This is a genomic window from Brevundimonas sp. AVps31, from assembly GCF_058681355.1.
Genome location: NZ_CM178736.1, coordinates 1,096,394 through 1,115,965 on the forward strand (window position 1 = coordinate 1,096,394; position 19,572 = coordinate 1,115,965).

At 66.6% G+C, this 19,572-nt stretch carries 23 protein-coding genes and 1 tRNA gene; 13 read left to right on the forward strand and 11 right to left on the reverse strand.

Annotated elements, in window-relative coordinates:
- Window positions 1–16 precede the first annotated feature (16 nt).
- From groL to ACW174_RS05230, 3 genes are all read left to right on the forward strand, one after another.
- Window positions 17–1,663, forward strand: a complete 1,647-nt coding sequence (gene groL / locus ACW174_RS05220) for a chaperonin GroEL (RefSeq protein WP_492016646.1) — start codon at window positions 17–19, stop codon at window positions 1,661–1,663.
- Between the two features lie 165 nt (window positions 1,664–1,828).
- On the forward strand, window positions 1,829–2,230 hold the full coding sequence (locus ACW174_RS05225) for a hypothetical protein (RefSeq protein ID WP_492016647.1): 402 nt from the start codon (window positions 1,829–1,831) through the stop codon (window positions 2,228–2,230).
- Between the two features lie 82 nt (window positions 2,231–2,312).
- Complete coding sequence (locus tag ACW174_RS05230; protein ID WP_492016648.1) at window positions 2,313–3,218, forward strand: S-4TM family putative pore-forming effector; 906 nt, start codon at window positions 2,313–2,315, stop codon at window positions 3,216–3,218.
- A 5-nt stretch (window positions 3,219–3,223) separates the two neighbouring features.
- Here ACW174_RS05230 and ACW174_RS05235 read toward each other — a convergent pair whose 3' ends face one another.
- Window positions 3,224–4,666 (reverse strand): SMODS domain-containing nucleotidyltransferase, encoded by a 1,443-nt coding sequence (locus ACW174_RS05235; protein ID WP_492016649.1) that lies wholly within the window; start codon window positions 4,664–4,666, stop codon window positions 3,224–3,226.
- Between the two features lie 586 nt (window positions 4,667–5,252).
- Here ACW174_RS05235 and ACW174_RS05240 point away from each other — a divergent pair.
- The 5 genes from ACW174_RS05240 (at window position 5,253) to ACW174_RS05260 (ending at window position 7,286) form a co-directional block, all read left to right on the forward strand.
- Window positions 5,253–5,402 carry a hypothetical protein gene (locus tag ACW174_RS05240; protein WP_492016650.1) on the forward strand — a complete coding sequence of 50 codons (150 nt, stop codon included), beginning with the start codon at window positions 5,253–5,255 and terminating at the stop codon, window positions 5,400–5,402.
- Window positions 5,403–5,728: 326 nt separating this feature from the next.
- Entirely contained in the window at window positions 5,729–6,205 is a 477-nt protein-coding gene (locus tag ACW174_RS05245; protein WP_492016651.1) for a LuxR C-terminal-related transcriptional regulator, read from the forward strand.
- Between the two features lie 14 nt (window positions 6,206–6,219).
- On the forward strand, window positions 6,220–6,585 hold the full coding sequence (locus ACW174_RS05250) for a hypothetical protein (RefSeq protein ID WP_492016652.1): 366 nt from the start codon (window positions 6,220–6,222) through the stop codon (window positions 6,583–6,585).
- Window positions 6,586–6,598: 13 nt separating this feature from the next.
- The gene (locus ACW174_RS05255) at window positions 6,599–7,078 is read left to right on the forward strand and encodes a hypothetical protein (RefSeq protein ID WP_492016653.1); all 480 of its coding nucleotides are present in this window, start codon (window positions 6,599–6,601) and stop codon (window positions 7,076–7,078) included.
- The gene (locus ACW174_RS05260; protein WP_492016654.1) at window positions 7,020–7,286 is read left to right on the forward strand and encodes a hypothetical protein; all 267 of its coding nucleotides are present in this window, start codon (window positions 7,020–7,022) and stop codon (window positions 7,284–7,286) included. The genes ACW174_RS05255 and ACW174_RS05260 overlap by 59 nt, the downstream gene beginning before the upstream one ends.
- A 3-nt stretch (window positions 7,287–7,289) precedes the next feature.
- On the opposite strand, the gene ACW174_RS05265 is transcribed toward ACW174_RS05260, so the two are convergent.
- Window positions 7,290–8,579, reverse strand: a complete 1,290-nt coding sequence (locus ACW174_RS05265; RefSeq protein ID WP_492016655.1) for a hypothetical protein — start codon at window positions 8,577–8,579, stop codon at window positions 7,290–7,292.
- Window positions 8,580–8,713: 134 nt separating this feature from the next.
- Here ACW174_RS05265 and ACW174_RS05270 point away from each other — a divergent pair.
- A tRNA-Arg gene (locus ACW174_RS05270) sits at window positions 8,714–8,790 on the forward strand.
- A gap of 92 nt (window positions 8,791–8,882) precedes the next feature.
- Here ACW174_RS05270 and ACW174_RS05275 read toward each other — a convergent pair.
- Window positions 8,883–9,779 (reverse strand): LysR family transcriptional regulator, encoded by an 897-nt coding sequence (locus ACW174_RS05275; RefSeq protein WP_492016656.1) that lies wholly within the window; start codon window positions 9,777–9,779, stop codon window positions 8,883–8,885.
- 112 nt (window positions 9,780–9,891) lie between these two features.
- Between ACW174_RS05275 and ACW174_RS05280 the strand changes: the two genes are divergently transcribed.
- The 4 genes from ACW174_RS05280 to ACW174_RS05295 all read left to right on the forward strand — a co-directional run bounded on the left by ACW174_RS05280 (window position 9,892) and on the right by ACW174_RS05295 (window position 14,853).
- Window positions 9,892–11,082 (forward strand): MFS transporter, encoded by a 1,191-nt coding sequence (locus ACW174_RS05280; RefSeq protein WP_492016657.1) that lies wholly within the window; start codon window positions 9,892–9,894, stop codon window positions 11,080–11,082.
- A 22-nt stretch (window positions 11,083–11,104) separates the two neighbouring features.
- Window positions 11,105–12,196: an alpha/beta hydrolase gene (locus ACW174_RS05285; RefSeq protein ID WP_492016658.1), complete on the forward strand. Its 1,092-nt coding sequence runs from the start codon at window positions 11,105–11,107 to the stop codon at window positions 12,194–12,196.
- Window positions 12,193–12,699, forward strand: a complete 507-nt coding sequence (locus tag ACW174_RS05290) for a (R)-mandelonitrile lyase (RefSeq protein ID WP_492016659.1) — start codon at window positions 12,193–12,195, stop codon at window positions 12,697–12,699. Before ACW174_RS05285 ends, ACW174_RS05290 begins: the two co-directional genes overlap by 4 nt.
- A gap of 417 nt (window positions 12,700–13,116) precedes the next feature.
- Window positions 13,117–14,853 (forward strand): class I adenylate-forming enzyme family protein, encoded by a 1,737-nt coding sequence (locus tag ACW174_RS05295; protein WP_492016660.1) that lies wholly within the window; start codon window positions 13,117–13,119, stop codon window positions 14,851–14,853.
- On the opposite strand, the gene ACW174_RS05300 is transcribed toward ACW174_RS05295, so the two are convergent.
- From ACW174_RS05300 to ACW174_RS05335, 8 genes are read right to left on the reverse strand one after another with little or no spacing between them, the layout of a single operon-like run.
- Window positions 14,850–15,308 carry a chemotaxis protein CheE gene (locus ACW174_RS05300; protein ID WP_492016661.1) on the reverse strand — a complete coding sequence of 153 codons (459 nt, stop codon included), beginning with the start codon at window positions 15,306–15,308 and terminating at the stop codon, window positions 14,850–14,852. The two genes, ACW174_RS05295 and ACW174_RS05300, sit on opposite strands and share 4 nt — an antisense overlap.
- Window positions 15,305–15,901 carry a response regulator gene (locus ACW174_RS05305; RefSeq protein WP_492016662.1) on the reverse strand — a complete coding sequence of 199 codons (597 nt, stop codon included), beginning with the start codon at window positions 15,899–15,901 and terminating at the stop codon, window positions 15,305–15,307. The genes ACW174_RS05300 and ACW174_RS05305 overlap by 4 nt, the downstream gene beginning before the upstream one ends.
- Before the next feature lie 4 nt (window positions 15,902–15,905).
- Window positions 15,906–16,238: a DUF8776 family protein gene (locus ACW174_RS05310; protein ID WP_492016663.1), complete on the reverse strand. Its 333-nt coding sequence runs from the start codon at window positions 16,236–16,238 to the stop codon at window positions 15,906–15,908.
- Window positions 16,238–16,801 carry a chemotaxis protein CheD gene (locus ACW174_RS05315; RefSeq protein ID WP_492016664.1) on the reverse strand — a complete coding sequence of 188 codons (564 nt, stop codon included), beginning with the start codon at window positions 16,799–16,801 and terminating at the stop codon, window positions 16,238–16,240. Before ACW174_RS05315 ends, ACW174_RS05310 begins: the two co-directional genes overlap by 1 nt.
- A complete protein-coding gene (locus tag ACW174_RS05320; RefSeq protein ID WP_492016665.1) occupies window positions 16,798–17,187 on the reverse strand; it encodes a response regulator in 390 nt (129 codons plus the stop codon). The genes ACW174_RS05315 and ACW174_RS05320 overlap by 4 nt, the downstream gene beginning before the upstream one ends.
- Before the next feature lie 10 nt (window positions 17,188–17,197).
- Window positions 17,198–18,250, reverse strand: coding sequence for a protein-glutamate methylesterase/protein-glutamine glutaminase (locus tag ACW174_RS05325; RefSeq protein ID WP_492016666.1), 1,053 nt, complete (start codon window positions 18,248–18,250; stop codon window positions 17,198–17,200).
- Window positions 18,247–19,110 carry a CheR family methyltransferase gene (locus ACW174_RS05330; protein WP_492016667.1) on the reverse strand — a complete coding sequence of 288 codons (864 nt, stop codon included), beginning with the start codon at window positions 19,108–19,110 and terminating at the stop codon, window positions 18,247–18,249. The genes ACW174_RS05325 and ACW174_RS05330 overlap by 4 nt, the downstream gene beginning before the upstream one ends.
- Complete coding sequence (locus tag ACW174_RS05335; protein ID WP_492016668.1) at window positions 19,107–19,568, reverse strand: chemotaxis protein CheW; 462 nt, start codon at window positions 19,566–19,568, stop codon at window positions 19,107–19,109. The genes ACW174_RS05330 and ACW174_RS05335 overlap by 4 nt, the downstream gene beginning before the upstream one ends.
- Window positions 19,569–19,572: the final 4 nt, after the last annotated feature.

Sequence of the window (19,572 nt, forward strand, 5' to 3'; positions counted from 1 at the left end):
GACAGGAGCTGCCTCAATGGCTGCCAAGATCGTACAATTCAACACCGACGCGCGCGACAAGATGCTGCGCGGCGTCAACATCCTCGCCAATGCCGTCAAGGTGACGCTGGGGCCCAAGGGCCGCAATGTGGTGATCCAGAAGTCCTTCGGCGCCCCGCGCTCGACCAAGGACGGCGTTTCGGTCGCCAAAGAGATCGAGCTGGAAGACGCCTTCGAGAACATGGGCGCCCAGATGATCCGCGAAGTCGCTTCGAAGACGAACGACAAGGCGGGTGACGGCACCACCACCGCGACCGTCCTGGCCCAGGCCATCGTGCAGGAAGGCCTCAAGGCCGTCGCCGCCGGCATGAACCCGATGGACCTGAAGCGCGGCATCGACAAGGCGGTCACCGCCGTCCTCGCCGACATCAAGGCCAGCTCCAAGAAGGTCACCTCCAACGACGAGATCGCCCAGGTCGGCACCATCTCGGCCAACGGCGACGCCGAAGTCGGCGCCCTGATCGCCCAGGCCATGGCCAAGGTCGGCAACGACGGCGTCATCACCGTTGAAGAGGCCAAGACCGCCGAAACCACCGTCGACATCGTCGAGGGCATGCAGTTCGACCGCGGCTACCTGAGCCCCTACTTCATCACCAACGCCGACAAGATGGAGGTTCAACTCGAGGAGCCGCTCATCCTGCTGCACGAGAAGAAGCTGACCAGCCTGCAAACCATGCTGCCGATCCTGGAAGCCGTGGTGCAGTCGGGTCGTCCGCTCCTGATCATCGCCGAGGACATCGAGGGCGAGGCCCTGGCCACCCTGGTGGTCAACAAACTGCGCGGCGGCCTGCGCGTCGCCGCCGTCAAGGCGCCGGGCTTCGGCGATCGCCGCAAGGCCATGCTGGAGGACATCGCCGTCCTGACCGGCGGCCAGGTGATCTCGGAAGACCTCGGCATCAAGCTGGAAAGCGTCACCCTCGACATGCTGGGCCGCGCCAAGAAGGTCACCATCACCAAGGACGACACCACCGTCGTTGAAGGCGTCGGCGAGAAGGACGCGATCGAGGCCCGCATCAGCCAGATCAAGGCCCAGATCGAAGCCACGACCTCGGACTACGACAAGGAGAAGCTGCAGGAACGTCTGGCCAAGCTGGCCGGCGGCGTCGCCGTCCTGCGCGTCGGCGGCTCGACCGAGGTCGAGGTCAAGGAGAAGAAGGACCGCGTCGACGACGCCCTGAACGCCACCCGCGCCGCGGCTGACGAAGGCATCGTCCCGGGCGGCGGCATCGCCCTGCTGAAGTCGTCCAGGATCCTGGCCGACCTCAAGGGTGACAACGCCGACCAGAACGCCGGCATCGCCATCATCCGCCGCGCCCTGCAGGCCCCGATCCGTCAGATCTCGGAGAACGCGGGCGTCGAGGGTTCGATCGTCGTCGGCAAGGTGCTGGAAAACAACGACCCGTCGTTCGGCTTCAACGCCCAGACGGAAGAGTACGGCGACCTGGTCAAGATGGGCGTCATCGACCCCGCCAAGGTGGTCCGCACCGCCCTGCAGGACGCCGCCTCCGTGGCCGGCATCCTGATCACGACCGAAGCCGCCGTGGCCGACGCCCCCAAGAAGGGCGGCGCCGGCGCCCCCGACATGGGCGGCGGCATGGGCGGCATGGGCGGGATGGACTTCTAAGGTCCGCGAAGCTCCGCCGTTACAGGCTGAGAACGAAGAGGGCGCTCCGGGAGACCGGGGCGCCCTTTTTGGTTTCTGAAAAGCCAACGCTTCATTCGACATTGCGTCGTTCCTCGACTCCCGCACGCGTTGTGGTTAAGTTGGATCAAAAGGAGAACGAATCGTATGGCGCAGGTGAATTCGGTAAACCTCGGTCACGGCGAAGTACGCTTTTTCAAGGAAGTAGAGGCAACGCCGACCACTACACATCGTGACGGTAATGTGACGGTGGAGAACGTTGGCCGGCCCGGGAGCGCCGCTTACTTCGAAGTCAGCTACATGCTTTTTTGTAGCATTGGTGATGGTGACCGCAGCTATCAGAATGTCATCAACTGCAAGGTTCGTATTGACGAACAAGATGGGATGAAGCCGTACCTCGAGATCGAAGACGCGGCTGCACGCTTGGTCGCTCCGATGCTTCGGGGCATCGCCGACTCAGTCGATGCCCAAGTTACGGCTGGCGATACCGTGGAGGCCGACGGCAGCGCGATCGAGGGCAATGATACAGGCGTTGAGAACCAACGCTAAGAGAATGGATGGCCGTTTCCAATCTGATACAGCTAACCCGCTAGCGCATTGTCGCGCTTGAGGTTATTTTTGGGAAGATGTCGTGAACAGTATTCCGGCTGCTCAGAACTCCGATGAAGCCATGCGCTTTATGCGCGCACGTCAGGAGATTTGGGCACAGGCCAGCGACCTTCTGAAGCTCCAGATAGTTCTTACGGTAGGGGTCCCCATCACAGGTGCCGTGATTGGCCTATTTGTGGAGACGGCCAGGCCATATGTGGCTGCCCTAGCCCTGACGATCACGATAATCGATACGGTCGTTGTTGATCGAATCCAACGGTCGCGCCTGAAAATGGCGGCAAAGATCGCGGAACAGTTCGACTGCAAAGTTCTAGAAATCGAAGCCAACGCATTTTTGGCGGGACGTCCGGTGGACCCGGAGGTCGTCTCAGCCGCATCTGATGCTTGGCTGCGGCGCAACGGCACAGATGTGAAGCAGAGGAACTGGTACCCCGTCATCGTGGGCGGTACTCCACTACACTTGGCGCGCGTCATTTGTCAGCGAACGAACCTCTGGTACGACGCCGCGCTTCGACGACGATATGGCGCGGTCCTCCTAATCATCGCCGCGACGCTAACCTTTGCATTCCTCACGATTGCGATGTTCGCTGGCTGGACAATCCAAAGCCTCGTCTTGAATTTCCTTGCCCCTGCAGCGCCGGTGTTAACTTGGTCGCTGCGGGAGTTCTTTCGCCAGAAAGACACGGCTGATGCGCAAGACCTGCTCAAGGGGCAGGCGGACGCGCTATGGGCCGAAACGCGAGATGGCCTCTGTGATCCAGGGAGCTGCACCGCCCGCTCGCGCGCGTTCCAAGACGCCATCTTCAGCCGACGATCTTCAAGTCCGTTGATTCTTCCTGGGATCTACGAACGGCTGCGCCCCAGTCTTGAAAAGCAGATGAACCAAGGTGCCGAGGAGATGTTGCGAGAAGCTGGTTACATAGCCTAACCCGTCTATTCGATCGTGACGTAGAATGGCTCGCTTACTGCTACCAAGCTGTTGTCCAGCCTTCGCAAAACAAATGCCTCCGCAAGGTGAACGCCTCGCCACTCCAACATCTCGGAATAAGCTTCACCGGGCTTCTCCGGATAGAAGCCGCCGCGAGGATCTGGAACTTCGCCGGTGTTGGTGATCCGCCACTGAACGAGGAAGTTGTGCCCGAGGGCCCTTCCATCTGCCCATTTTGCTTCAAACCAGATTTTTTGGTTTGGACGGAGAGGCTCGGCTGAGAGCACCCTTCGTGAGTTCATGTGAGTTTCAGGTCCGCCCGTTGTGGCTGATACGACTACTTCCAATTCTGGATCTCGGCGATCTGCCCAAGTTGGGGCTTGCATGTGTCGAACATGCCAGAAATTTTTCGGGATCGCGCTTCGACCAAACAGCTTCACAGCATCAACAATGTCTCGGAATATTCCGGTGATCGGAGCATCCAAGCTAGCGAGAGCGTATCTGCCCTCCGCCTGCATCGCCTTTTGAACGACGATGCTAGGCGCGAACTCATCGCCGAACAGCCGGCGCCAAGCGGTGATGCTCGCATCGCGATCATCCGCCGCTACGGCTTCATCGACCCATTGCCGATAGCGATTGATAGAGGCCCGAAAATTCTCGTACTGCGCGTCGGTCCACGCTTCGGCGAAGTCCTCCTCGCAATCGGACTCTGCGAGGAACGGATTGCAAACCTTCGGCTTGCTTTCGTTTTCCTGAAGCCAGTCATCAAGCCGACCCATTATCGTTTGGAGCGACGTCGGCACGTCAGTAAAATCGCCCCCGTCCTTATCAGATTCCTCGATCTGGTTTGCCACTAGGGTCGTCAAGAGAACGGAAGGGCAAACAAATCGACCCTTTATATCTCTCAGATATTTTAGTAGCCGAGTTACCTTACGAAATGAATTAGATCCAGAGAGTTGATTTTTCTCGACGAGCCATCTCGTGTACTTATTAGGCTCAGATCTTTGGTATGAATTCAATTTGCGATTGCAAACCTCTAGTTCGCCCTCAGCCACACGACCGACCACAAGAGGTGCTACATCAATTTTGGCATCGTTTGCATAAGTTATTGTTACACAATAATCCCATTTCTTGTATTTTTCTTTGTAGGACTCACTTTCTTTGAAAGCTGTGGCGAGGTTGTTTATATAGTCTTTGGCCTCCCAGCCCTCCACAGGCTCTACGGACACCAACAGATCGGCGTCGAACTCGCCTTGGTCCACCGGTTTTATTATCGTCTTGTGAGCCCAAGATCCTTGGACGTCGACGTCCAAGACGACAGCACCCCAATCTGCTTGCCGGACAAATTTCCGAATGGCCGCTGCACGATCTTCCAGGGTTTGAATGCGGGTTGCGTTCAAATCCACCGTGTCCTTCAAGAAGGCATCAAAGTGGGCAACAAGTTTCATATGCAAGGCCTCTTAAGTGGAACGAGCCTGAGCATGTCGTAGGCACGGATCGCGCAGGTTACCTTCAGTCGACATGGTTACTCAGCGTAGCCGTTGCAACCGTGCCGGGCTTCGCTCGTACAACCGACCACTCCGTTCAGCCGTGGAAAGGCAGTCTTCGCCGTCCCACCCTCCCCAGAACCGTCCGCCGTATGAACCGCAACGAGCCGGTGCACCCCGCGCCGTCGCCATCTGTCAGGCTGAAATGTTGGCAGTTCGCGGTCACTCAGACGACTGCGGCGCTGCAAGTTGCTGACCGCAGTAGCTTCCAGGCGCTGTTGCGGGTGCCACCCGCCCCGGCGCGGCTCAAGAACGCGGCGCGCCGCTCGCGCGGCAGGCCGGGACGGCCTGTCCTTGATCCGCGCCGGGTCGGGCGACCGGGGCTGGGCGTGTCGGGCGCGCGGGGCGCGCCGACGAAGGATCAGGTCCGTGGGGCGGCGGGCGCCCCTCCACCACGCTTCGCGCGGTCCCCCTCCCCCGTCGGGGGAGGAACGGGAACACCGGGGCGGGTCCGGTCATTTTGAGGTTGAACAGACGGAGCCTGATGATGACCGATCCCGACACCCCTCTGGACGACGACCTGGAAGAGCTGCGCGAGGACGCCGAGGCGCTGGAGCGGCCGGGGCGGGCGATTCCGCTGCCGAAGGATGACGATGAGGACGACGGGGTCGGACCGGTGAGCGGGATCGTGCCCTGACGGGGAGGCGCCTGGGGTGAAGAGCCCCTCCACCCGCCTTCGCCGCTGCGCGGCTTCGGCCGGTCCCCCTCCCCATCGGTGATGGGGAGGAGACGGGGGTGCGCGGCGATGCGGGCAGACCCCTCCACCCCCGGCTGCGCCGGCGGTCCCCCTCCCCGCGCCGCGGAGAGGAGTGAGGGGCGGGCTGACCCGCGGACGCCGCCGAACACGGGTTCCCGGCGTTAACTTCGGGCGTTGTCCATAAGCCACGAAAGCTTCTTGAAGAATCAAGGCTCTGGACGACCACGACCTAACCGACTTAGCTGGCGCCGGGGGAGGGTTGCGGAATGCCGGAACGGCTGACCAAGCGGCAGGAGGAATGCCTGCGTCTGTCCGCCACGATGACGGACAAGGAGATCGCGCGCGCGCTCGGCATCTCCGAGAACACGGTCGACAAGCATTTCCGCGAGATCCTGAGGAAGTTCGGGGTCAACACCCGCAAGGCGGCGCTGAGGGCCCTGGCGTCTGACGCGTCATACGCGACGGACGCCATACCGCCGGGCCCGGTTTCGACGCCAGATCAGGGCGTCGACGCGGGCCGGTTCGCCGGTTCCCTCGCCTCCACCACTCCGGCCGCCGGGGGGCTCTACGGCCTCTACGCCAGGCTGGGACGGTGGCGCACGCCGGGCTCTGCCGGGGTGCGCACCCTGGCCGTCTTCGGATGGGCCATGGCGGGGCTGATCCTGCTGACGGTCCTGACGGGGCTGGTCGGTCTGGTGTTCGGGGGAACGGATCCTTTCGCGCCGACAGGTGGCAACCCCTGATCCCGAAGGACCCAATGAACATCGCCCGTAAACCTGACGAGTTCGCCAGCGCCGTCGCGCTCGACCTGCGCGAAACCGAACACATGCTGGACGCCGCCGGCGCGCGCCTGGCCGACATGATCTCGCACGGCCTGTCGGGCCGGATGAGCGCGGGCCTGGCCGCCGGCGCCGGGCACCGCGCCTTCAGCGCCGCGGCCCGGGCCCTGCTCACCCTGACCGAGGCGCGCGGCGAACTGGTCGAGGCGCACAACCACGCGCTTCGCGACGCCCGCCGGATCGGGCTGAACCACACGATGCTGATCCCGGGCGAGACCAAGCCCGACGACGGCACCCGGGACGGGCCCGTGCCCAAGCCCACCGGTCGTCTGGTCACGGTCTGAGGGCCGGGTCCGGGTGGTCACGATCGCGATCATCAGCGTCACGCTGGCCGGCGTCCTGGCCCTGTTCCGCTTCGGCGGCTGGGAAGAGCGCGCGGTCGGGGTAATGGTGCTGGCCCTGCTGATCCTCGTGCGCGTCGTGGAGCCGATCCAGATCGGGTCCTGGCGCGCGGGGGTGGCGGGACTGGAGATCGCCTTCCTGCTCGCCATCCTGGCCCTGACCTATACGCGGGACCGGTGGTGGCTGACGGCGCTCGCCGGCTTCCAGCTGATCTCGGTGCTGACCCACCTCGTGCCCCTGCTGGCCTCGGGCCGGCATTTCGTCTGGACCGCCGTCACCATCCGGCTGGAGGTCTGGCTGCTCATCTGTATCACCTTCTTCGTCGGCGCCTGGGAAGCCTGGGCCGCCCGACGCTTCGCCCGGGAGGGCGGATCCCATGCCCAAGACAAACATCGATCACGCTTGGTCGATCTGGACGCAACCCAGCGCCCCTGACGACTGCGACGACACCCTGCGCGCCCGCGCCGAGGCCCAGATCCTGGACCAGAAGCCCGAGACGCCGAAACAGGCGGCCATGATGCTGGAGGTGTTGCAGGACAACCTGCGCGCCGGCAGCCGGACCGACGACCGGGACCTGCGCGCCCTGGCCCGGCTGACCGCCTTCATGCAGTCGCTGGACCGGGCCGGCCCGGCCGTCAACTGAGCCCTAGCGGCCGAGGTCGGCGGGCAGGATCTGGCTGGACAACAGGGTCTCCATGCCCTGCCAGTGATCCGGCCCCTGCCGCTCGACCCAGGCCTGGACCACATCGCGGCCGAGGCCGTAGTTGATGATGTAGCTGCGGTAGGTGTCGATGAAGCGCAGGCGCTGGGTCGCCTTGGCGCGGTCGGCGAGGCTGTAGGTCATCAGCCGCTCGATGGTCGCGTCCCGGCCCACGCGGCCCGACAGCCAGTCGTCGGCGATGGTGTATTCGGCCCGCGCCAGCTGTCGCGTCAGGGCCATCAGCTCGGCCTTCTTCCCGGCCGTCGCGGGGTCGAGCCCGGCCAGGGGGAAGATCACCTCACGCTCGAACCGGGTCGCCTCCTCGCCGGGGAAGGCCAGGTCGATGCCGTAGTTGGCGCTGCCCTCGGCGACGAAGGACATGGGGCTGAACAGGGGATAGACGCTCATCTCGACCCAGCCGCGGTCGCGCACGAAGGTCTGTTCCAGCAGGGCGTTGTAGACGTGGTGGCCGGGGTAGCCCTCGTGGCAGCCCAGGTCGATGGCCCGTTCGGTATAGATGGGGAAGTCGGCGTTGATCTCGATCTTCGACTGGGCCCCGCCCTGGTAATAATTATAGCCCGACCACGGCTTGTCGCCGACGAAGGCGAGGGTGAAGTTCTCGCCTGCCGGCAGGCGGATGTGGCGGGCGGTGCGGGCCCGGCATTCGGCGATGGCGGCGTCCATCACGACCTGCAGCCGGTCCTTGGGAATGATGTAGTGCGCCTTGAACGCCGTCACCCGGTCGGTCAGGGACCCCTCGCCGGGCAGCAGGGCGTCGATACGGGCCAGCACGGGATCATAGTCGGACAGGGGCTTGAGCTCGGGCCGGACGCCGAACAGGGCGAAGGCCTCGTCGGCGAAGCTCATCTTTTCGCCCGACAGCATGCGCAGCCGGGCCGAGGCCGCCGAGACATGGGCCAGCAGATAGGCCTTGCGCTGGACCGTCATGCGGTCGGCGCGCGCGGTCGGGATGGCGTTCAGCCGCTCGGTCAGGGTCGCGGCGCCCTGGATCAGCTGCGGCACGGTGCGCGGGTCGGCCTTGGCCGCCGCCTGCCACTCGGCCGGACCATAGTAGGCGTCGACATAGCCGGGCTCGCGCTCGCCGATCTCCAGCGTCAGGGCGACATAGTCGCGCGCGACGGCGTCGAGGCTGTCGCCGCCGGGACCGGACGGGGCGACGGGGGTAGAGGCGCAGGCGCCGAGCAGGCACAGGGCGGCGAGAAGCAGGGCGCGCATCGAAATCTCCATCGGCGAAGCGGCCGCAGGCTAGGCCCGGACGCGCCCCCGGCCAAGCGTCGTCATGCTTTCGGGATTGAGGGCGGGGCGCTCCTGCTGTAGAGGCCTTGCCTCCGGCGTTTTCGCCGTCAGCCGCACCCGTAGCTCAGCTGGATAGAGTACTGCCCTCCGAAGGCAGGGGTCACAGGTTCGAATCCTGTCGGGTGCGCCATTTCCTGTCTTTGCGAATTGGGCCGGAGCGGATGCTGCGGATGGCAGGGCACGCCAAGGGCAGACATCAAACTCCGCCCGAAAAGCAGACTTTCATGCGCTCCGGTGGCGCAGGGCATCCACCACGATCTGAAACGCGGCCACATTCTGCCGCCGGCTCGGAAAGTAGAGGAAATACCCGTCAAACATCGGGGACCAATCGTCGAGGATCACCTCCAGCTCCCCTGAGGCGATGCGGGACGCAACGATGTCTTCCGGCACGTAGGCGATCCCCAGACCGCTGATCGCCGCGTCGATCATGGCGTAGGAGTTGTTGAAGGTGACTTGGCCGTCGACGCGGACGCGCAGGGCCTGACCGTCCTTTTCGAACTCCCAGGCATAGAGGCTGCCCGCCGACTCGTGGCGCATGTTGATGCACGCGTGGGCGACCAGGTCTTTTGGATGCTGGGGCCTGTCGCGTTCGGCCAGATAGCCGGGTGAGGCGACGGCGACGAGACGCCAGTCCGGCCCGATACGCACGGCGATCATGTCCTTCTCGACGCTCTCGCCCAACCGGACGCCGGCATCAAACCGCTCCTCGACGATGTTGCGGAAGGTGCTGTCGAGGATCAGCTCGACCTTGATGTCGGGATAGGCGGCCAGCACAGGTTTGAGCTTGGGCCAGACGACGCTGTCGAGAGCGTGGTCCGACAGGGTCAGCCGGATCGAGCCCGCTGGCCGGTCCCGCACACTGGTCAGGCTCTCGATCTCCTGTTCGATCTCGGCCAGGCGCGGCGTGATCGTCTGGAGCAGACGTTCGCCGGCCGCCGTGGGCGCCACGCTGCGGGTCGTGCGGGTTAGCAGCCGGATGCCCAGACGCGCCTCAAGCTGACGGATGGCATGGCTGAGGGTGGACTGGGCCACGCCGATCCGCGCTGCGGCCTTGGTGAAGCTGCGCTCCTCGGCGACGATCTGGAACCAGGTCAGCTGGTTCAGGTCCGGTTGGGCCACGGACGGCCTCCTCGATTAATCGTCTGCATCGATTAGTTCATGCCGATCTCCATGTCTAATCGCTTTGAACGCCAGAGCCTAGTTTGTCCCTCGACGAAAGAGGGAGACGACCATGCTGGCGGACATCGCACCGACATCCGAAGCCGCGACACCGGTCGCCGCATGGGGCGCGGTCCTGTCGATGGCGCTTTGCGTGGCTTTGCTGATCGCTTCGGAGTTCATGCCGGTCAGCCTGCTGACGCCTATGGCCGATGGCCTCGACGCCTCCGTCGGGCAAACCGGTCAGGCCGTCTCGATCAGCGGCCTGTTTGCGGTCATCGCTAGTCTGGGGGTGAGCACTGTCGCCGGACGACTGAACCGCAAATGGGTTCTCGTCGGCCTGACGGGCCTGATGGGCGCCTCGCTGGTGCTCGTCGCCGCCGCGCCGAACTTCGAGGTCCTGATGGCTGGGCGGGCCTTGCTCGGCCTCTGCATCGGCGGGTTCTGGGCGCTGGCGACATCCGTCATCATGCGGCTGGTTCCGGCGGCGGACGTGCCGCGCGCTCTCGCCCTGATGTATGGCGGGCAGGCGATCGCCGCCGCCTTCGCCGCGCCGATCGGCAGCTATTTCGGCGGCCTGTTCGGCTGGCGCGAGGTCTTCTGGGCGCTGACGCCGCTCGTCGCCGCCAATCTGGTCTGGCACGTCGCCGCCCTGCCGTCGCTGCCGGCCCGCGGACAGCGGGGGATCGGCGACATGCTCGACCTGCTGCGTCGCCGCTATTTCCTGATCGGCCTGATCGCTTCGATGCTGTCCTGGGGCTCGGCCTTCACCCTGTTCACCTATCTTCGGCCCTTCCTCGAACAGGTTACGGGCGTGGGCGTCACCGGCCTGTCGATCCTGCTGCTCGCGCTCGGCTGCGCAGGCTTCGTCGGCACCTGGGCCTCGGGCCGTTTCATCACCGGCGATGTCTCCCGGCTTCTGCGCCTGCCGGCCCTGGTCATGGGCGCGGTCACCGCGGGCCTGCTGGTCGTCGGCGGCTGGCCGATCGCGGCAGGGGTTCTTCTGGTCGTCTGGGGCGCGATGAACACCGCCATGTCGGTGATCTGGATGACCTGGATGTCCCAGAACGCCGACGACGCGCCCGAAGCCGCCGGCGGCCTGATGGTCGCCGCGGTCCAGACCTCGATCCTTCTGGGCGCCGTCATCGGCGGCCTGCTGCTCGACCACCTGTCCATCAACGCCGTGCTGATCGCCAGCGTCGCCCTCGCCGCCATTGCCGTCCTGATCGTCCGCGATGGCCGCGCTCTGCTGAAACCCCGCTGAGCAGAAACCTACGGAGCCCGACATGACCCCGACGTCCCCCGACCTTCAGACCCGGCCGTCCCCCGCGATGGACCGTCGCGGCCTGATGAAACTGACCGGCGCCGGCGTGACTGCCTTGGCCGCTGCGTCCCTCCTCCCCTCGAATGCAAAGGCGCAGACCATGACCAGTGACTGGGACAAGGTGTTCCCCCGTGACGACACCGTCGACCATCAGAAGGTCACCTTCACCAACCACTACGGGATCACTCTGACGGGTGACCTGTATCGACCCAAGGGCCGGGACGGACAGCGTCTGGCAGCCCTCGCGGTCGGCGGCCCGTTCGGCGCGGTCAAGGAGCAGTCGTCGGGCCTCTACGCCCAGACGATGGCGGCACGGGGCTTCGTGGCCCTGGCGTTCGATCCGTCCTTCACGGGCGAGAGCGGAGGACAGCCCCGCAACGTCGCGTCGCCAGACATCAACACCGAAGACTTCATGGCGGCGGTCGATTTCCTCGGCCTGCATCCGTCGGTCGATCAGGAGCGGATCGGCGTCATCGGCATCTGTGGCTGGGGCGGCATGGCGCTGAACGCGGTCGCGACCGACAAGCGGGTCAAGGCCGTCGCGACCAGCACCATGTATGACATGAGCCGCGTCATGTCGCGGGGCTACAACGATAGCGTCACGCCGGAACAGCGGGCGCAATCGCTGGAGCAGATGAGCCGCCAGCGCTGGGTCGATGCCCGCAACGGCGCCCCCGCCTATGGTCCGCCCGCCAACGAACTGAAGGGCGGCGAGGCGCAGTTCCTGGTCGACTACCACGCCTACTATATGACGCCGGCCGGCTATCATGCCCGCGCCGTGAACTCGGGCAACGCCTGGACGGTCACGACCCCGCTGTCGTTCATGACCTTCCCGCTGATGACCCACATCGCGGAGATTTCGCCCCGACCAATCCTGCTGATCCACGGCGAGAAGGCCCACTCGCGCTATTTCAGCGAGACCGCCTTCGCGGCGGCGGCCGAGCCGAAGGAACTGGTGATCATCCCAGGGGCCAGTCACGTCGATCTCTATGACCGCGTCGATCTGATCCCGTTCGATCGACTGACGCGCTTCTTCGAGGAGCACCTGTCGTGATCGGCTCGATTGTTTCAGCCGCGGCCGCCCTGTTCGGCGGCGAGACCCCCATGCAGACGCAAGGAAACGCACGCATAATGGAAATCACCCGCAAGGCCGACCAGACCACGATCGAGGGTTCGGCGGAATTCTTCACCGGCCGCGTCACCATCAGCGGACAGTTTCAGCGCGAAGCGCCGTCGCGCGTCGGCGGCGCCATTGTCCACTTCGAGCCCGGCGCCCGCACCGCTTGGCATGTCCATCCGCTGGGCCAGACCCTGATCGTCACCGAAGGCGTCGGCTGGACCCAGATCGAAGGCGGACCCAAGCTGGAGTTCTATGCGGGCGACATCCTGTGGTGCCCGCCCGAGCACAAGCACTGGCACGGCGCCACGCCTCACGAAGCCATGACCCACATCGCCATCCACGAAAGCCAGAACGGCTCGCCTGTCACCTGGCTGGAGCATGTGACGGACGAACAGTATTTCGCCGCCGCGTCGATAGAAGCGCCAGAGGCCGAATGACTGTGAGAGACGACAACAAGACCAAGACCATCTTGGTCACGGGCGGCGCGGTTTCGCCGCCGCTCCACCCTCACCACGCCCCATCCCTATAACTAAAGTGAAGGCTGCGTCGGCCCGCGCCTCGCGGTATGACCATCGCGCGACCGGTTTTCCATCAGCACGCCGGTCGCGGACGACGTCGTTCCGAACCGTCCGGGCCGGGACGGCGTCGCGCTTCGCGGGGTCCGGTTGCGTCTCCTGGACGGGCCCTGTGCGGTGAAGCAGCGATCCGGCGTCTGGTCCCTTCCCCCCCGGACCGGCGCCGGAGCGCGACGCCGCCAGACTGAACCTTGATAAGTTGCGGTAATCGGGGTCACTCTGGCGTCAGAGCAGACCGCGTAAAGCGGCGCCCCCCAAGAAAACGCCAGGAAGACGCCGATGACCGACACAGCCGCACCGCGTGCATGGCCCGCGCTGACCCTCGCCCAGGCGACCGCCGCCCTGACGGCGCCCGGATCGCCGTTCGAGGTGGTGGAGGCGACCATCGAGGGGCGGCCCTATAAAATCTGGAAAAATGCGCCGCCGACGCTGATGCACAGCTTCATGGCCGGGCGGCAGTGGGGGGATCGGACCTTCATCGTCTATGGCGAGGAGCGGGTGTCGTTCGAGGCCTTCGCGCGGGCGACGCTGGCGCTGGCCGCCGACCTGCGGGCGCGCGGCGTGAAGAAGGGCGACCGGGTCGCCATCGCCATGCGCAACCTGCCGGAATGGCCGGTGGCCTTCTTCGCCGCGACCCTGTGCGGAGCCATCGCCACGCCGCTGAACGCCTGGTGGACGGGGGCGGAGCTGGCTTACGGGCTGGCGGATTCGGGGAGCACGGTCGTCCTCGTGGACGTGGAGCGGCTGGAGCGGATCGCGCCGCACCTGCCCGAGCTGACGGCGCTGACGGATGTGCTGGTGTGCCGGGGGACCGAGGCGTTCGGTGATCCGCGCGTGCACCGGCTGGAGGCCGTGATCGGGGCGCCGATGACCTGGGCCGACCTGCCGCCGGGCGAGATGCCGGGGGTGGCGCTGGACCCGGAGGATGCGGCGGCGATCTTCTACACCTCGGGCACCACGGGCTCGCCCAAGGGCGCGCTGGGCACGCACCGGAACGCCGGCTGCGGCGCGGTGGCGGGGCTGTATTCGCTGGTGCGCGCCTATGTGCGTCGCGGCGAGGCGCCGCCGGCGCTGGACCCGAGCGCGCCGGGCAAGGTGGGGCTGGTGTCGATCCCCTTCTTCCACACCACCGGCTGCAACGCCCTGCTGCTGCCCGCGCTGGTGACCGGCCAGACTCTGGTGTGCCAGCGGCGGTTCGACGCCGGCGAGGCGCTGATGCTGATCGAGCGGGAGAAGATCAACCTGATCGGCGGGGTGCCGACGGTGGCGATCCAGCTGCTGCAGCATCCGGACCGGGACAAATACGACCTGTCTTCGCTGGAGACGGTGACCTATGGCGGGGCGGCGGCGCCGACCGATCTGGTGCGCCAGATCGACGACCGGACCAGCGCGCGGCCGGGCTCGGGCTGGGGCATGACCGAGACCTCGGCCACCCATACGCACCACTTCGGCGAGGACTACGTCAACCGGCCCGACAGCTGCGGCCCGGCCATGCCGGTCAGCGCGATCAAGGTGGTGGGGCCGGACGGCGCCGAACTGCCGACGGGGGAGGTGGGCGAGCTGCTGGCCTATGGGCCGAATGTGGTGAAGGGCTACTGGAACCGGCCGGAGGCGACGGCGGAGACCTTTGTCGGCGGCTGGGTCCACACCGGGGATCTGGCGCGGATCGATGAGGAGGGGTTCTGCTTCATCGTCGACCGGGCCAAGGACATCATCATTCGCGGCGGCGAGAACATCTACTGCCAGGAGGTGGAGGCGGTGCTGTTCGACCATCCGGCGGTGGCCGAGGCGGCCCTGATCGCACGGCCGCATCCGGTGCTGGGCGAGGTGCCGGTGGCGGTGGTGTCGCTGGCGCCCGGCCAGACGGTGGACGCCGACACGCTGAAGGCGCTGACGGCGGCGAGGCTGGCGGCGTTCAAGACGCCGGTGGAGGTCGTCATCGTCGACGCGCCCCTGCCCCGCAATGCGGCGGGCAAGGTGGTGAAGGCGGAGCTGAGGGCGCGGTTCGCAAGCTAGACGGCGGGCGCGAAGGCTCCCTGAACGCTGCGCAGGCCCGCCAGCAGCACCTCCGACCCGGCGTCGGCCTTGCAGCCGCTGGCCAGGATGAGGCGCAGGGCCTTCACATGGACCTCGACCGCGGGCCAGCTCCAGGCGCCGGAGGCCTGCATGCGGTCGCTGAGGTCGCACAGGCTGTAGCCGGCGCTGTACAGGGGGCCGGTGTCGAAGAAGCCGGCCATGTCCACCAGGGCCGACGCCAGCACATAGACGCGGTCGCGGCCCTCGGGCGCGGCGGCGGCGCACAGGGTCTCCAGCTGGCCGATCAGGCGGCCGAGATCCTCCATGACCCCATCCCTGTGGCTCTGCAGCCCGGTCTCGGCCAGACGCTGGGCCTCGGCGAGGGTGCGGCCGCCGGGCCGGGCGAGCTGCCGGGCCAGGGTGCTTTTGATCTTGGTCGTCCGCACTTCACTCATAGGGCTACACGCATGGGCTTCATCATCATGTCGATGTCGGACTGATCCATATTGGCCTCGGCCGGTTCGCCCACATGGGTGGACAGGTCGCCGGAGCGGCGGCCGGGGGCGCCCAGCGGCGGACCGAAATTGCGCACGCGGCGGTCGGGACCGACGTAGCTGTCGCATTCGACGAACTCGCGCTCGTCATGGCCCAGCCACAGGATGCGGCGCAGCAGGACGGCGGGGGTCAGGGGCTTGGCGACGACGAAGCTGGCGCCGCAGTCGCGGCTTTTCTGGACATTGGACTGGGCCGCGTGGCCGGTCAGCATGATGACCGGGGTGTGGCGCGCCGGGGCCGGCATGTCGCGCCGCAGCCAGCGGGTGAAGTCGAAGCCGTCCATCTCGGGCATCGAACAGTCGACCAGGATCAGGTCGACGACCTGACGCTTGAGGATCTCGGCCGCGTCGACCGCGCTCTCGCACTTGATCTGCTGCTTGACGCCAAAGCCCTGGAAGATCGAGCTGAGCATATCCAGCGCCTTCGGATTGTCGTCGACCAGCAGCACGGTCGAGTGCTCCAGATTCACGCGGGCGTTGGCGTTGCTGGCCATGGCGTCAGTCGAACAGCAGCAGGTCGCCGGCGTCGTCGGACGCGCGGGCCGGCTGGTGGCCGTTCAGGCGTCCGGCCACATCGGCCAGCAGGACATTGGAGACGGCGTCGGCGGAGGTCTGGCCGGACGCCAGGCCGTTCAGCACGCCCTCGACGGCGTCGAGGCGCTGGATCAGCACATCGAGGGCCTGGGCGTCGGTCAGGGCCTCGGCGCGATGCTCGACCGGCAGGCGGCGGACGAGGTCGGTGAGCAGGCCCGAGACCCGGTCCACGCCCGCGCGGACGTCGCCGATTTCGGCGGCCAGGGCGGCCAGCAGGGAGGGCGCGTCCGCGGGCATCAGAACAGCTCCAGCTCGCCGCCCGTCGCGACGGGTGCGGGGGCCATGACGGGACGCGCCGGCGGGGTGACGGCGTCGGTCACGCCGCGCTGCAGGGCGCGACCGCTGGCGGGCCAGTAGTGCAGGCGCCGACCACCCGCGCCGCGCAGGCTGCCGCCGACGACCCGAATGCCTTCATCGCGCAGGAAGCGTTCGGCGAAGTCGGCGTTGGCGACGCCGACGTCCCGCAGGCTGTCGAACATGCGGCCGCCGCCGAACAGCTTGGCCTCGAGCCGCTCCCGACGGGCGCCGGCCTTGATCAGTTCGTTGATCAGCAGCTCCATCGCATAGGCGCCGTAGCGACGGCCGGCGTCAGTGCCCGCGCCCGCGCCGTCCGGCAGCAGGAAATGGTTCATGCCGCCGACGCCGGCCAGCGGATCGGTCAGGCAGGCGGCGACGCAGCTGCCCAGCACCGTCGTCAGCATGACGTTGGGATCGGCGCTGATGTGGTGCTCGCCTTGGCCGACGTGGATGCGGACTTCGGGGCGGCCCGTGGCCGACCCGGGATAGGGGTCGGGGCTCATGTCAGGGGACCGAAGACGCCTTCCAGCTTCTCTTTCAGCTGGGCGACGGTGAAGGGTTTGACGAGGTAGTTGTTGACCCCGAACTGGACCGCGCGCTGCACCAGTTCGCGATCGGCGCGGCCGGTCAGCATGACGAAGGCGGTGGTCTGGATCGGCGGGTGGGCCCGGATGGCGCGCAGCAGACCCAGACCGTCCAGATTGGGCATGTTGAAGTCGGAAATGACCAGATGGGCCGGCTTGGTGACGATCTCGCGCAGGGCGATCTCGCCGTCGGCGGCCTCACGGATGTCGCGGACGCCGAGCTGCTGCAGGCTGTTGCGGACCAGCGACCGCATGGTCAGCTGATCATCGACGACGAGAACGGAAAGAGCGGCGGCGGCAGGCATACAGGATCCTTCAGGCGGCGGGCGGTACGGCGCGGGGGGACGCGGCGCAGGCATCAAGAATGGCGGGACGCAGACGGTGGAGCGGCAGCTGGCGTTCGACGGCGCCCATTTCGTGCGCGGCCTTGGGCATGCCGTAGACGACGGAGGAGCTCTCATCCTGACCGAAGGTGCGGGCCCCGGCCTCGCGCATGGCCAGCAGGCCCCGGGCGCCGTCCTTGCCCATGCCGGTCAGGATAACCCCGGCCATCGGGCGGCTGAGTCCGATCACGGAGTGGAACAGGACGTCCACGGAGGGACGGTGGCCGTTGACGGTGTCGGAGCGGACCAGACGGCAGCGCGGCGACGCCCCGGTGACCTCCAGATGCGCCTCGCCGCCGGGGGCGATGTAGATGTGGCCCGGCTTCACCGGCGCGCCGTCCTCGGCCTCGCTGACGACGGGGGCGCAGACCTTGTCCAGACGGGCGGCGAAGCTTTTGGTGAAGGTCGCCGGCATGTGCTGGGTGATGACCGTCGCCGGGCAGTTGGCGGGGAAGCCCTGCAGGATGGTCAGCAGGGCCTCGACCCCGCCGGTGGAGGCGCCGATGGCCAGCACCAGATTGGGGTCCGGGCGGTAGTCGGCCGGCGCGGCCGGCGCGGCCGGCGGGGCGTCGCTGCGGGAGCGCACGCGCGAGCGGGCGGCGGCCTTCACCTTCAGCGCCAGATCGGCGAAGGCGATGGCGGCGGGGGTGCCGTCCATGGGTTTGCCGATGGCGTCCACGGCGCCCATTTCCAGCGCGGCCACGGTGGTTTCGGCGCCCGCCTGGGTCAGGGTCGAGACCATGACCACCGGCATCGGCCGCAGGCGCATGATCTTCTCGAGGAACTCCAGCCCGTTCATATTGGGCATCTCGACATCGAGGGTGATGACGTCGGGATTCAGACGTTTGATCGCCTCGCGCGCTTCCAGCGGATCGGCGGCCGAGCCGACGACCTCGATCTCGGGATCGCGACGCAGGGCGGCGGTCAGCAGGCCGCGCATGGTGGGGCTGTCGTCGACGACCAGAACCGTGACGGGCAGGCTCATGCGCCGGTCCCCAGCTGGTAGGTGGTCAGGCCGCTGGTCTGCAGGCGCGCGGCGGCCGTGCCGGAGACGCGCTCGGAATGACCGATGTAGAGGGTCGCGCCCGGGGTCATCAGCGGGGTGAAGCGGTTCCAGACCCGTTCCTGCGTGGTGTCATCGAAATAGATGACGACGTTGCGGCAGAAGATGACGTCGAACTTGCCCTTCATCGGCCAGTCGCCGATCAGGTTCAGCTCCCGGAACGAGACCAGACGCTTCAGCTGGGCGCCGGCGGTCCACTGGCCCCGGTCGGCGCGGTCGAAATATTTGCGCCACAGGGTGACGGGCGCGGGCTCCAGCGCCTCTTCGGAATAGGTCCCGTCATGGCCCTGGGCGACCATGTTGGGGTCGATGTCGGTGGCGAGGATCCTCACGTCCAGGTCCGCCGCTTCCGGCAGGGTCTGGAGCACGGTCAGGGCCATGGAATAGGGCTCCTGCCCGTTCGAACAGGCGGCGGACCACAGGCGGACCCGGCCGCCGGCGCGGGCGCGCGCGGCCAGCTTGGGCATCACCTGGTCGCGCAGGTGATCGAAATGATGCGGCTCACGGTAGAAGCGGGTGACGTTGGTGGTCAGGGCCGCCGTCATCAGCTGACGCTCGTCCACGCCCTCGACGCCGTCGATCAGCTGGCAGTACTCGCGGAAACTGCGCAGGCCGAGCACACGCAGGCGCTTGGCCAGACGCGAATAGACCAGCGCGGCCTTGCCCTCGCCCAGCGCGATGCCGGCGTAGGAATGCAGGGTGTGGGCGATGTGGCGGAAGTCTTCCGGCGTGAGGACGAATTCGCCCTCTACCATCGACGGCGCCCCGGCGGCGGACGTCATGCGGCTTCGGCTTCTTTTTCCGGCAGGATCATGTCGAGCTCGATCAGGCTGATCATGCGACCGTCGAGGGCGAAGATGCCCTTCACGAAGGTGCGCACGTCATCGCTGGCCACGTCCGGGGTCGGCTGAACCGCGCCGTCGGTCAGCTGGATGATGTCCGACACGGCGTCGACCAGCAGGCCCACCGTGCGGCCGCCGATGTGGGCGACCATGATGACGTGGCGGGCCGTCGGTTCGGCGGTGCGCAGGCCGAAGCGGGCGCCCAGGTCGACGATCGGCAGGACCGCGCCGCGCAGGTTGATGACGCCCTTCATATAGCCGGGCGAGCGCGGCAGGGGCGTGGCGGGGGTCCAGCCGCGGATCTCGCGGACGGACATGATGTCCACGCAGAATTCCTGTTCGCCGATGCGGAAGGCGATCAGTTCACGGGCGGCGACGTTGTTTTGCACTTCGGTCATGGGA

Excerpts from the sequence above, each read along its gene's own strand:
- groL (WP_492016646.1), top strand. The coding sequence starts at position 17 with ATGGCTGCCAAGATCGTACAATTCAACACCGACGCGCGCGACAAGATG.
- ACW174_RS05225 (WP_492016647.1), top strand. The coding sequence starts at position 1,829 with ATGGCGCAGGTGAATTCGGTAAACCTCGGTCACGGCGAAGTACGCTTT.
- ACW174_RS05235 (WP_492016649.1), bottom strand. The coding sequence starts at position 4,666 with ATGAAACTTGTTGCCCACTTTGATGCCTTCTTGAAGGACACGGTGGAT.
- ACW174_RS05240 (WP_492016650.1), top strand. The coding sequence starts at position 5,253 with ATGACCGATCCCGACACCCCTCTGGACGACGACCTGGAAGAGCTGCGC.
- ACW174_RS05245 (WP_492016651.1), top strand. The coding sequence starts at position 5,729 with ATGCCGGAACGGCTGACCAAGCGGCAGGAGGAATGCCTGCGTCTGTCC.
- ACW174_RS05250 (WP_492016652.1), top strand. The coding sequence starts at position 6,220 with ATGAACATCGCCCGTAAACCTGACGAGTTCGCCAGCGCCGTCGCGCTC.
- ACW174_RS05260 (WP_492016654.1), top strand. The coding sequence starts at position 7,020 with ATGCCCAAGACAAACATCGATCACGCTTGGTCGATCTGGACGCAACCC.
- ACW174_RS05265 (WP_492016655.1), bottom strand. The coding sequence starts at position 8,579 with ATGCGCGCCCTGCTTCTCGCCGCCCTGTGCCTGCTCGGCGCCTGCGCC.
- ACW174_RS05280 (WP_492016657.1), top strand. The coding sequence starts at position 9,892 with ATGCTGGCGGACATCGCACCGACATCCGAAGCCGCGACACCGGTCGCC.
- ACW174_RS05285 (WP_492016658.1), top strand. The coding sequence starts at position 11,105 with ATGACCCCGACGTCCCCCGACCTTCAGACCCGGCCGTCCCCCGCGATG.
- ACW174_RS05295 (WP_492016660.1), top strand. The coding sequence starts at position 13,117 with ATGACCGACACAGCCGCACCGCGTGCATGGCCCGCGCTGACCCTCGCC.
- ACW174_RS05300 (WP_492016661.1), bottom strand. The coding sequence starts at position 15,308 with ATGAGTGAAGTGCGGACGACCAAGATCAAAAGCACCCTGGCCCGGCAG.
- ACW174_RS05305 (WP_492016662.1), bottom strand. The coding sequence starts at position 15,901 with ATGGCCAGCAACGCCAACGCCCGCGTGAATCTGGAGCACTCGACCGTG.
- ACW174_RS05310 (WP_492016663.1), bottom strand. The coding sequence starts at position 16,238 with ATGCCCGCGGACGCGCCCTCCCTGCTGGCCGCCCTGGCCGCCGAAATC.
- ACW174_RS05315 (WP_492016664.1), bottom strand. The coding sequence starts at position 16,801 with ATGAGCCCCGACCCCTATCCCGGGTCGGCCACGGGCCGCCCCGAAGTC.
- ACW174_RS05320 (WP_492016665.1), bottom strand. The coding sequence starts at position 17,187 with ATGCCTGCCGCCGCCGCTCTTTCCGTTCTCGTCGTCGATGATCAGCTG.
- ACW174_RS05325 (WP_492016666.1), bottom strand. The coding sequence starts at position 18,250 with ATGAGCCTGCCCGTCACGGTTCTGGTCGTCGACGACAGCCCCACCATG.
- ACW174_RS05330 (WP_492016667.1), bottom strand. The coding sequence starts at position 19,110 with ATGACGTCCGCCGCCGGGGCGCCGTCGATGGTAGAGGGCGAATTCGTC.
- ACW174_RS05335 (WP_492016668.1), bottom strand. The coding sequence starts at position 19,568 with ATGACCGAAGTGCAAAACAACGTCGCCGCCCGTGAACTGATCGCCTTC.